This window comes from uncultured Gimesia sp. (assembly GCF_963972345.1).
Classification (GTDB): Bacteria; Planctomycetota; Planctomycetia; order Planctomycetales; family Planctomycetaceae; genus Gimesia.
The window spans coordinates 1-11,872 of the sequence record NZ_CAXAVM010000210.1 but is presented as its reverse complement, the minus strand read 5'-3'; the positions used below and the strand labels follow the sequence as shown (position 1 = coordinate 11,872).

9 protein-coding genes are annotated in these 11,872 nt (G+C 51.8%); 3 read left to right on the top strand and 6 right to left on the bottom strand.

Annotated features, from left to right (window positions below; translation table 11 throughout):
• The 4 genes from AACZ40_RS24405 to secA all read right to left on the bottom strand — a co-directional run.
• Positions 1-227, bottom strand: a 227-nt coding sequence (locus AACZ40_RS24405; protein WP_339676189.1) for a hypothetical protein, incomplete at its 3' end; no start/stop codon positions are given.
• 50 nt (positions 228-277) lie between these two features.
• Positions 278-1,456, bottom strand: coding sequence for a methionine adenosyltransferase (gene metK / locus AACZ40_RS24400; RefSeq protein ID WP_291178145.1), 1,179 nt, complete (start codon positions 1,454-1,456; stop codon positions 278-280).
• A gap of 271 nt (positions 1,457-1,727) precedes the next feature.
• The gene (locus AACZ40_RS24395) at positions 1,728-3,071 is read right to left on the bottom strand and encodes a 3-deoxy-D-manno-octulosonic acid transferase (protein WP_291178142.1); all 1,344 of its coding nucleotides are present in this window, start codon (positions 3,069-3,071) and stop codon (positions 1,728-1,730) included.
• A gap of 45 nt (positions 3,072-3,116) precedes the next feature.
• On the bottom strand, positions 3,117-6,665 hold the full coding sequence (gene secA / locus AACZ40_RS24390; protein WP_339676187.1) for a preprotein translocase subunit SecA: 3,549 nt from the start codon (positions 6,663-6,665) through the stop codon (positions 3,117-3,119).
• A 398-nt stretch (positions 6,666-7,063) separates the two neighbouring features.
• Between secA and AACZ40_RS24385 the strand changes: the two genes are divergently transcribed.
• Positions 7,064-7,774 (top strand): molybdopterin-dependent oxidoreductase, encoded by a 711-nt coding sequence (locus tag AACZ40_RS24385; protein WP_291178135.1) that lies wholly within the window; start codon positions 7,064-7,066, stop codon positions 7,772-7,774.
• A gap of 100 nt (positions 7,775-7,874) precedes the next feature.
• Here AACZ40_RS24385 and AACZ40_RS24380 read toward each other — a convergent pair whose 3' ends face one another.
• Both AACZ40_RS24380 and AACZ40_RS24375 read right to left on the bottom strand, forming a co-directional pair.
• Positions 7,875-9,095 (bottom strand): hypothetical protein, encoded by a 1,221-nt coding sequence (locus AACZ40_RS24380; protein ID WP_291178133.1) that lies wholly within the window; start codon positions 9,093-9,095, stop codon positions 7,875-7,877.
• Positions 9,096-9,100: 5 nt separating this feature from the next.
• A complete protein-coding gene (locus AACZ40_RS24375) occupies positions 9,101-10,180 on the bottom strand; it encodes a hypothetical protein (RefSeq protein WP_291178131.1) in 1,080 nt (359 codons plus the stop codon).
• Positions 10,181-10,672: 492 nt separating this feature from the next.
• On the opposite strand from AACZ40_RS24375, the gene AACZ40_RS24370 reads away from it, so the two are divergent.
• Positions 10,673-11,017, top strand: coding sequence for a hypothetical protein (locus AACZ40_RS24370; protein ID WP_291178129.1), 345 nt, complete (start codon positions 10,673-10,675; stop codon positions 11,015-11,017).
• A gap of 214 nt (positions 11,018-11,231) precedes the next feature.
• Positions 11,232-11,872 (top strand): hypothetical protein (locus tag AACZ40_RS24365; RefSeq protein WP_339676182.1); only part of this gene is annotated, 641 nt, incomplete at its 3' end.

Here is an 11,872-nt window from a genome sequence, read left to right as displayed (position 1 = left end):
AGCAGGTTCCCCGCAACCAGACACGACATCAGGCTGCCGACGGTCACGACAGGGAGGTAGCCGTTTTCCACCTGAATCAAGCCCACTGCGCGTAACAGCAGCAGCCCAGCTCCACCGGCGACGATGCTGCCTGTGAAAAACAGAGGGGAAAGCCCTCTCATAAGAGACAGCTTTCCCCGTGTGATTTCATTTTCCAGGCGATAAAAATTCTGCTTGGACTGTTTCATATTGAGCATCTTCCCTTCTGCTCTGTCAGAACCTGAGTGAACTGATTGACTCAGGACATGGCGAATTGCAGCTCGGGCACTTCATTACCCAAACCGGCCGCATCTCTCAATTCGGCAGCTTTGTCGGTGGCTTCCCAAGTAAATTCGGGCTCATTCCGTCCAAAGTGACCACCCCAGGTTGTTTTTCTGAAAATGGGGCGGCGTAACTGCAGATGATTGATAATCCCCTGGGGGCTCAAAGGAAACAGTTCTCTGACCAGCTTAGAAATCTGCTCTTCAGGAATCACTGAAGTCCCTTTGGTGTCGACAAAAATACTGGTTGGTTCGACTACTCCAATGGCGTAGGAAAGTTGAACTTCACACTCGGCAGCCATTCCGGCAGCAACAATATTCTTGGCAATATAGCGTGCCATGTAAGCAGCAGAACGGTCTACCTTGGTAGAGTCTTTCCCACTGAAGGCACCACCGCCATGACGGCCCCAGCCACCATAGGTGTCTACAATAATTTTACGTCCGGTCAGACCGGTATCGCCGTGGGGGCCACCAATCACAAAACGACCTGTCGGATTGATATGGTATTTTGTTTTCTCGGTCAAGAAGTCAGCTGGAACGACTTCCTTGATGACTTTTTCGATCACAAAGCTGTGAATTCCTTCCTGGGACACATTTTCAGTGTGTTGGGTAGAAACCACTACTGCGGAAACTCCCACAGGTTTGCCATCGACGTAATCCACAGTGACCTGGCTTTTGCTGTCTGGCAGTAACCAGTCTACTTCGCCGTTCTGGCGAATTTCGGTGAGCTTATTCAAAATGCGGTGTGACAGAGCAATCGGCACCGGCATGTATTCTTCGGTCTGATTGCAGGCATAGCCAAACATCAGTCCCTGGTCTCCGGCGCCTTCGGCGTCTACGCCCTGGGCAATATCTGCACTTTGCTGATGCAGTTTCACAAGCACTTCGCAGGTATCGGCATTGAATCCAATATCTTTACTGGTGTAACCGATATCGCGAATCACGTCGCGCGCGACTTTTTCATAATCGACCTGGGCATTGCTGGTAATTTCACCAGCCAGCACGACAAAGTCAGTAGTACACAATGTCTCACAAGCAACACGTGAGTAAGGATCTTCAGCAAGCAGTGCATCCAGGATACCGTCAGAAACCTGATCGGAAACTTTATCCGGATGTCCCATACTGACCGATTCACTTGTGAACGAAAAATTAGCCATGCGTAACTCCACCTAAATACTTTGCCATGATGAGTGTAACCGGTCCAGAAGTAGCGCCGGGAACCTGATCCAATACCTCAAAAGATGAAACATTTTCCTGACAGAACAGATTTCCACCCATACTCTGTTTCATAGTCACTGAATCTGCGTAATTGTAGAAATCCAGCGTAAACTCAACAAGAGTATCTTTCGCTCTGGGTTCTCTTTTCGAAAATGTTTCTGATGATCCTGATGCTGAGAATCCCTCCCAGGCACACTCACACCGAGAAGATCACGCGGCTTTGCCCTGCAAATCGGACGGGCAGCCTGTTATCAGGGGGGAGATCAGATCCCGTGTTCGCAGCGTTGCTCCTCGCTGATCCAACACAAAGCGCTGCGCCCGCGCCCCCTGCTCTTCCGCCAGCCGGGGGTGTTCCAGCCAGTGATTCAGTACTTCCTGAAATTCCGACTGATCGTGAACGATCGTGGTTGCTTCATGCTGCAGCAGGGCGTCGACCACATCCTTGAAATTCCAGGTATTGGGCCCCAGCATCAATGCGGTGCCATAACCGGCCGGTTCGATCATATTTTGTCCACCCCGTTTTGTCAGACTCCCGCCGACAAATGCGAAATCGGCCAGCCCCCAGCAGCTTTTTAATTCTCCCAGCGTATCCAGCAGCCCGATCGCAGGGCTCTGACGGTTCGTAAACGGCAAGACAGTTCCGACTTCATCTGACTCCTGTTCGCTGCGCCGCAGCAGGGGCAGTCCATTTCGCTTGACCAGCTCAGCCACTTCATTAAACCGCTCCTGATGCCGCGGGACCAGAATCAGCCGCAGTCGCGGAAATCGCTGCCTGGCTGCCAGGTAGACATCCAGGGCAATCTGCTCTTCCGGCGATTGAGTACTGCCGGCGACCAGCACGATCTCATCCGACTTCAGCTGAAACACATGCTTCAGCTCAGCAGTTAACGAATTCTCACGGTTGACTTCGATTCCATCAAATTTGATCGAGCCGGTGACCTGCATTCGATCGGAACGACCTGTCAGCTTTTGAAAACGTTCTGCGTAGGTTTCCGTCTGAACCGCAATCAGTTGCAGCCGGTTCAGCAGCGGTCCGATCAGCCAGCGAAGCTTCTGGTATCCGCGAAAACTTTTTTCACTTAACCGCCCATTGATAATCAAGACGGGAATTCCTGATTTATCCGCAGCCAACACGAAATTCGGCCAGAGTTCCATCTCCACCAGCAGCACTGCTGTCGGCCTGATTCGCTGCAGTGCCCGTTTGACCGCCCAGGAAAAATCCAGCGGAAAGTAACAGACCAGATGCCCGGGAAATTTTTCTTTTGCCACCGCATAGCCCGTATGGGTCGTCGTGGAAATCACGAATTCGAGAGCCGGATGTTCCTGGCTCAACGCTTCCAGCAGCGGGGGCAGCTGCAATACTTCCCCCACACTGACGGCATGAAACCAGAGGCAGGGCTGAGTGCTGTGTCGTTCGGGTAATTGCCCGAGGAACTTTTGTTCCAGGCCACTCCAGTACTTTTTCTGAACCAGCGCCCGGTACAGAATCACGGGCGAAGCACAGACCAGGATCAGGCAGTAAACCAGATTTAACAGATAAGAATAAATTTGCACGGGATTCCATTCCCCAACCGGGCATCAGTACCGGAATGTCATGAGCTACAGATTCTTTCCGCAGCATTTTTTGAATTTTTTCCCGCTGCCACACGGACAGGGATCATTGCGACCGACCTTGGGTTGCTGATTGACGATCGGATCGATCGCCTGCTGAGCAGGCTCGGAAGAATTGCTATCCCCCTCACCCTCTTCACCATAATCGTAATCATCAGTGACTTCTTCGTGGACCGTATCAGTCACCCGCCACAAGGAACCGACGAAATCAGGGCTCTGCTTTTCCAGGCGGAAAATCGCGGAAGTGACCTGCTGACCAATGCGGCCCCACATGCTGTCAAACGCCTTCATCCCTTCACGCCGATACTCGACTTTGGGATCTTTCTGGGCATAACCCACCAGGCCAATACCCGACCGCAAATGGTCCATATAATACAGGTGGTCTTTCCACGAGGTATCGAGGACTTCCAGAATCAGCGAGCGTTCTGCCTGGCTGAGTTCAGGTCGATATCGTTTATTATAAGCCTGGTACAGGCGAATTCGGACTTCATCATCGGAAAGCGGTTCCAGTTCTTCGGTCGTCAGATTCAGTTCCAGTTCCGTGTTGGCCCAGGCTGCCAGTTCACCCAGGGCCGCTTTGTTCTGCACCGGGTGAGCACTTTTACCGGCAGAACCGGCTGCTTCGCGGGTATAGGCCTTCGTCAGATACTGCTCGATCTGCTTCGAGGCTTCCCCATTGACGAAAACCTTTTCGCTTTCCGCCGATAAGATATTCTGAATCTCGTTGACCTGTTTACCTTTCAAGGCTTCCAGGTCAAGGTTGGAATGAAATCGTGAATTGGCCCACTTCACCAGTCCGACGCGGCTGTTCGCTTCATTCCCAGGCTGTTGATTGCCCAGAAAATTGTACATGCCAACGGTCACCGGGAAGCTGACTTCTTTTTCCCGGTACAGCTCTTTTACTTTTTCCAGTACTTTGGCTTTTGCTTCGGGAACGCTCAACGCTTTAAACTCTTCGGGGTCGGCTTCGATACCGAACTGGTAGTTCAGATAGCCTGCCAGCGAACGCGAACCCCAGTCGTCATCCAGGAATGCCTGGAGCGGGGTGAAATCAATCCGTTCGATGGCTTTCTGCGCCTGGTCAAACAGGGTCTGATGCAGTCCATCCCGGCCGATTTTCTTCAGTTCACGATCATTCAGATTCAAGCTGAAATAGGCATTCGCCCATTTGGTCAGGGCCTGCCAGTTCCAGTCATCTTCATATTCTTCGGGCAGATTTTCATTGATCTGCTCTGCAATCAGATCATCGGCCTGCAGGCTGCCTTCGTCTTTCAGATAGGTGACCAGCTGCTCGTAATCCATATCGCGAATATTGGCAGATTCCACCTCGATATGCGCTTCCTGACCACACCAGGCGGCGATGGTGTCCCAGCCATAATTTTTATCAAGCAGACGTTCGGTCTCTTCGTCGACCTGGCGTTCGATCATTTCCAGAATCAGATCCCGGCAGTTACAGCCATCCAGAATCCGCTGACGATATCCATAGACGGTTTTTCGCTGTTCGTCCATGACTTCATCATATTCCAGCAGATGCTTGCGCTGCTCGAAGTGAGTTTCCTCACGTTTTTTCTGTGCGCCTTCGACACGCTTGGAAACCATGCGGCTTTCGATGGCTTCTCCCTCTTCCATGCCCAGGCGAGACAGAATATTTTTCACCCATTCCCCGGCAAAAACGCGCATCAGCTTGTCTTCGAGTGACAGGAAGAAGCGGCTGGAACCCGGGTCTCCCTGGCGTCCCGAACGACCGCGCAGCTGTAAATCGATGCGGCGGGAATCGTGACGTTCGGAGCCGATCACGTGTAAGCCACCCAGTTGCGTGACCTCGTCTGCTTCGACATCCATCCCTTCCCGTTTTTCGATCTCTTTGACCAGTTGGTCCCACTCCGCCTTGGGTACCTGGATGCGAGACTCGTATTTCTGGCTCAATTCTTCCCAGGCGATATGCTCGGCACTTCCCCCCAGAATAATGTCGGTACCACGACCGGCCATATTTGTGGCGATGGTGACGGCACCTTTACGACCGGCCTGGGCAATGATCTCGGCTTCACGCTCATGATGTTTGGCGTTCAGCACGTTGTGCGGAATGCCGTATTTGCTCAGTTTGTGGCTGACGATTTCCGACTGTTCGATTGAAACCGTACCCACGAGAATCGGACGTCCCTGTTTATGAACTTCGCGGACTTCGTCGGCGATGGCGGTCCATTTCTCTTTTTCGGTCTGATAAATCACCTCGGGATGATTGATGCGCTGCATGGGACGGTTAGTCGGAATACTGACCACATCCAGCTGATAAATTTTCCAGAACTCTTCTGCTTCCGTGATCGCGGTACCGGTCATCCCGGACAGCTTGTCGTACAACTTGAAAAAGTTCTGCAGGGTAATCGTGGCCAGAGTCTGGGACTCTTCCTTGATTTTCACGCCTTCTTTGGCTTCGACAGCCTGGTGCAGACCATCGCCCCACTGACGGCCCGGCATCAGTCGACCGGTGTGATCGTCCACGATAATCACTTCGCCCTGCTGGACGACATAATTGACATCCCGTTTATAAAGGTGATGCGCTTTCAGCGAGTTATCGATGAGGTGCGGCCATTCCATGTTCCCGGCGGTATAAAAGCTTTCCACACCCGCCAGCTCTTCGGCGTGCTTGACTCCGGCATCTGTCAGGTGACAGGTATGCTCTTTTTCTTTGACTTCAAAATCCGTGCCGACAATCAGCTTCAAAGACACGGAATTGGCTTTGGAGTATTTAGTCAGATCATCCTGGGCCGGTCCGGAGATAATCAGCGGCGTCCGTGCTTCGTCGATCAGAATGTTATCGATTTCGTCCACGATGGCATAATTCAGAGGTCCCTGCACCTGCAGCTCTTTGACCGGTTTCATATTATCGCGGAGATAATCGAAGCCGAACTCATTATTCGTACCATAGGTGATATCGCAGCCGTAATGTTTCTGACGTTCTTCCGGCCCCATTTTGGACTGGATCGCGCCGACCGTCAGTCCCAGAGCAATATGAATGGGCCCCATCCATTCCATGTCACGTAATGCCAGATAATCATTGACGGTCACGATATGGACTTTACCCTGAAGCGCATTCAGGAACGCCGGCAGAGAAGAAACCAGGGTTTTCCCTTCCCCGGTGACCATTTCTGCAATCATGCCTTTATGCAGAAAGTAGCCCCCGATCATCTGCACGGGGTAATGGCGCATACTCAAATTACGACGTGCCGACTCACGCACGGCTGCAAATGCATAAGTCAGAAGATCATCCAGTGTTTCCCCCGCGTCAAGGCGGGCACGGAGTTTCTCCGTCGTCTGTTTCAATTCTTCGTCTGAGAGTTTCATCAACTCCGGTTCAAAACTGTCGATTTCCGCCAGCATCGACCCGGGCACGATTTGATCATTCCCGTCTTTGTCCCTGACGAAACCCAGTTTCCGAATCTGGCGTTCATTTGATGAACCGAATAACCCGGTCAGAAACCGTTCCAACCATGCTGTTACCGTTGTCAGCCATTCACCCAGCTTGTCTAGGAATTCCATTGTTTAACCCGAACTCGAATTCTCGAAAAATAGTCTGCAATATTTCTTCTGGTCGATCAGAGTGCGACTGTCATACTGGCAGGAACAAAAAGCAGTTCCCTGATGTCAGAATCATTCGCCAGCACCAGCTCATCCTTACCCAGAATACATTTAATTTCTGTAAGTTCTTCTCTTTCCGAAGTTTATTTATTTTGAAAAATATGGTCAATGGCGTTATTCCGCCGGATCACGACCGCTACTTCAGAAGATTGGAAGGCTCACTCATACAGAAATGCAACCAATGTGCCAAGTCTGGGGCATTTGTAATATCTTCCTCTGGATAATTTAGCCGAAATTCCTATATTTCTGAGGGAAAACAGCCCGATATCCGTCTTCTTAAATCACTGTGGAGCCTACAGATGTATAACAATCCTGATTCCGAGAAATATCAGACCGGCGCTCCACCGCTTCCCCCGGAAAATAATGACGAAATCATCATCAGTGCCGACACCCTTCGCCCGGACCGGATTCCCGCCGGACAGACTCGGACGCGAAAATGGCCTGTTCTCCATGCCACCACAGTCCCCGTGGTCAATCTCGACACCTGGAAACTCGACATCGGCGGCCTGGTCACAAACCCTCTCACTTTCACCTGGCAGGAATTCCAGCAGCTCCCCCGCACTCGGGTTTTCGCCGATTTCCATTGTGTCACGCGCTGGTCCCGGCTGGGAAATCTGTGGGAAGGAGTTTCCGGACAGGAGATCATGCAGAGAGCCGGCGTACACCCGGATGCCCGCTTTGTCGTCGCGACCGGCTATGATGGCGGCTGGACCACTAATCTCCCTCTGCACGATTTTCAGTCCGAAGATGTCCTGCTCTGCGATCAACATGATGGGCAGCCGCTGATCCCCGATCATGGCGGCCCGGTCCGTCTGATCGTCCCCCTGCTCTATGCCTGGAAAAGTGCCAAGTGGCTCAAACGGATTGATTTCCTCGCTGAAGACGCCCCCGGTTACTGGGAACGCTGCGGTTACCATCATCACGGAGATCCATGGGTGGTCGATGAAAACAATCCCGACGGCGAACGCTTTGCATCCCCAGACCAGATCCCGCCTGGATTTTATGAGTGATCAGGTCACCTGTGTTCCTTTCGCCCGCTCTGGCTTATTTGGTGATATGGTGAGATGAAAAATAATCCGGGAGACCAGGGATTGTTTCACATCGTTCACTTTACTTTGAGTCTATCGGAGTCCGACAGCGATGCAGCGCCTGAAGTGCGAATGTGGTGGCAATCAGTGGATCGTCTTCCATCATCCAGGGAAGCGGGTTTTCCCAGTGCCCGTCAGCATGCTGTGTTTCAATGAGTGTCTGCAGAATTTGATGACGTCGTGAATTCAGGAACTGATTGGGGACTTCCCTGTTCCGCATTTGCTGCCAGACCCGCGCTGTCGCTGCAGCTTCATAAAAATATAGGGCATCCAATTTCTGGTAAGAACCTTCTGTATTTAACGTAATCTCAGCGAGTCGCGAATGCGACAAGTGAGGCAGAGCCGCCAGCGCAGACTGAATCCTTTGATCATCCGAAGTCACATCACAGGCAAGCATCGCGGAGATTCCATCACAGGTGGCAGAGAGATAGGGAACGCCGTATTGCTGCCCTGCCTGATTCCGTTTCGAGCCCGCTTTATTCAAGGGATGATCGGGCATCAGGGTAAACACAAAACCTCCTGCCCCCGCAGCACCAGTGGGGATTTGAATATGCTGCAGATAGTCGAGTGCCGCGTTCCGGTTCTGCAGTGGTAATCTTCGCGCCCCGGACAGTGCTTCCAGTGCATGATAAGTGACAGAGACGTTCGCTGGACTGACTGCAGATCGCTGAGAGAAGAGTTCACTTCCCGGTTTCCACCCTCCAGCCACGGCACCTGCAGAAACTCGATCCGGTTGTATAATCGTCTGCTGTCGCAACAGTTCCTGGCTCAATGAATCCCGTAGTAACTGAGCGGCGGTTGTATCCGACTGAATCTGATTGAGCGTCATCAGCATCAGGCTGAGGGAATACAGGGGATAATTCGATTCTGCTTCGACCGATTTCCAGAGCGGCTTCTGGCTGAATTTTGAGTTGAGAAAAGCCAATCCAGGGCGGATCGTCAGTTCCTGATCCGCCGTAGCAGGTGTTACTTCCACCAGTGCCGACATTACCAGTGCACTGGTGGCGACTTTGCCCTCGAAACCGGCATAGGTCCTGGATTGCCAGCTGCCATGGCGCGCCTGCTGTTGTTCCAGCCAGCGTCTGCCTTTCAAAAGCGCAAGGTGTGCCTGCTGCGGCTGTGATGCGACTTTTCTGCTCTTAACCTGACTTTGAGAGGAGCGATCCTGCGCAAGCAACGCACCCGGAAAAACAAGCAGTATGCCGTGTAAATAGATCGAGTAGCGATGAATGTGAGGGAACATGCAGGTCACAGATCTGATGTGGAAAGACTGAAATTAGGGGATAACAAAGTGAGCAGCACGCCGGCAGTACAAAATGTGCGATCAGTAATACAGTGATGGCCTTTCCAGCTTCCGTCGTGGTTCTGAGTTCTCAATACACCGTCGCGCACCTGCGGATACCAGTATTTCCAGTTCTCTTCCTGTCCTTTCAGCATGCACTCCGTAATAAAATAAAAGGCCAGGTATTCTTCTCCCCCTGCAAAACGAAACAGGCGAGGCTCGGTTTTGACTGTTTCCAGAATGGTCTGTACACACTCCTGGAATTCAGGAGTGTTCCTGTATCCCAAAGAATACAGCACGCGTACTCCCGCAGCCTCTTTATAAAACTGCTGCATCCAGTTCCGTTTGTCGTCGGGCTGCTCCTTCAGATGTTTCATCAGAGCCTGCCCTACCAGCTGTTCCGAAGCTTCAATCCGTAAGCCCGCCGAGCTGGCCGAGCGCAGACATTCCCAGCCTAAGATCGTACCCAGCACGGGTGCCCAGCTCTCATTGCCCCAGGTGCCGTCTTTGCCCTGGGTCAGACAGATATAATTCACCAGTTTGTCCAGGGCAGCGCGAATCGCTTTCTCTTGTCCCGGAGCATCATAGTAAACCTGGCTCAGATAAAGCGTGGCCAGAAACAGATCGGCATTCAGACCGATTTTTCTCTGTACCAGGGTAATATTTTCTTTCGATCGATTTAGCCGGCGCGACTCGACCAGATCCAGAACACCATACAATACCAGTCGACTCTGCTTCTGATATTTTCCTCCACGAGGGGTACTGCCTTCGGAAAGCAGCACCAGTCCAGTGATCGCAGTACAACTCAGATCAGGCATATGGTACTGGTCGGGTCCCACCGTTCCATCCCTGTGGATTGCCGAGATCAGCCAGTCTATCCCCCGTTCGATCGCCTGCCTGGTTTTGGGATCGTTTCTGACTGGATTGCCCGCTTGCACTGTTGCAGTCACCGGACTTAAGTCGGAACAGGGAGCAGATATAAAAGTCAAGCTGTAAAACAGTGTGCAGGTACACAACAGAATCTTGATAAACAATGGAGATTTCATCCGGCGCAATCCCTTGAACAAAGCGAATGTCAGACAGTTCAATCAGGATTCACTGCATAAATCAGTCCATTCCGGGACAAAATTTATGAGGCTGAAATCAGGCTGAGAAAGCGTTTCTATTGCTGAAGTAAGATACAGGGAGCTTCACAAGGACGCCTTGAGTAGATCTCTTCGACACGACTGTCGTTATTTACGACAGCCCGTCTCGATTCAACCAGGGGCTGAAATCCAATCAGAGTCAAGCAACTCGGCACGATCCAGACATAATCAATGGTAACATGATCATGACCGGTTACGGATTTTCATCTGCAGAGATGGGTGACATCACTTTATAATTCAGCGTGGATTTAATGCACGGGAGGATTGCTGTCTTCTCAGCCTGGAATGCTGGCTACGGCACCCTGCGTTGCGCACTGCAAATACAACTGAGGCTGCGGTCGCAGTTCTCTACCGGTTTGATTTTATAACTTCAATATTCAGGAGGTTGATTCTATGGAGTGGCTTGTGGACGTCAAGGGGGATCTGAAGAAAAGGAGTTGGCGATACGGGTTGAAGCCGGGGCGGTATGAAGCGATGCCGAGGCCAACCTGTGGCGATGTCCCGCGAACTGCGTTGACCCGCAGGCATACAGAAGTCACTAATCAAATTTATGCAGGTGAAAATGTGGAAAAAAGCAGCTCAAATCGAGTGAACTCACCGAATCAGTGGGACGTGTTTCGGTGCTCGGAATACTGGGCACGCGCGCGACCCAAAACAGCGCTTATCTCCAGCGGCGCGCCGGAGTCAAGTGCAGTCTGGCCAGTGGTGGTGGTTCGTTTTCTGGTCTCTTTGATTTAACATATGCACTTTGAGGACGCTGGCTATAATGAAACTCTCAATGCAGGTCGGATCTATTATCCTGAATTGTGCGAATCCCCTGACGGTTTCCTGTTGTCTGCGACAACCCCGAATTGCATTCGGGGTTACCCGGTTTCGATATAATGAGATTTCCAATGCAGATTCTGTTTGTCCGGCGTGATCCCGTGATCTTACTTTTCAGAAGGACATTTGAATGTTGATCCATTTGTGTAGCACACGCTTCTGCTATCGCGGTTTCCTGATGCTGAACCTGTGCTGTTTCATCGCCAGTCAAAGTCAGGCTGCTCCAGACGGCGATGCCGTGATCCGAGCTAAAGCCGGTGATTCGGAAATCGTGATCACCACGACCAGTCGCCTGGCGGGCGCAATTCATTCGCTGACCTGGAATGGCAAGGAATTCATCGACAGTTTTGATCATGGCAGACAGCTGCAGTCAGCCGCCAGTTTTGACTGTGGAAAACCGGGAGAGTTCTGGGCGGAGTGTTTTAACCCGACCGAAGCCGGTTCACGTTCTGACGGCGCGGGTCCCCGGTCATCCAGCAAACTGCTTCGTTTGCAAAGTCGTGATCATCAGCTGAGTACGACGACCCGGATGGCATTCTGGCTGGCGCCCGGACAGAAATCATCTGGCATGCCGGCCCTCAATACCCGTGTTCTTTCTGATCATCAGATTGCCAAACAGGTTCGCATTGGTTACCAGGATCTCGACCAGGTGCTCGATTATCGAGTGACTTTTACGGTTCCCTCGGGAGAACACCACACCTATGCCCAGTTTGAAGCGCTCACCGGTTACATGCCTGCGGAATTTGAAGAGTTCTGGAAACTGAATCCGAA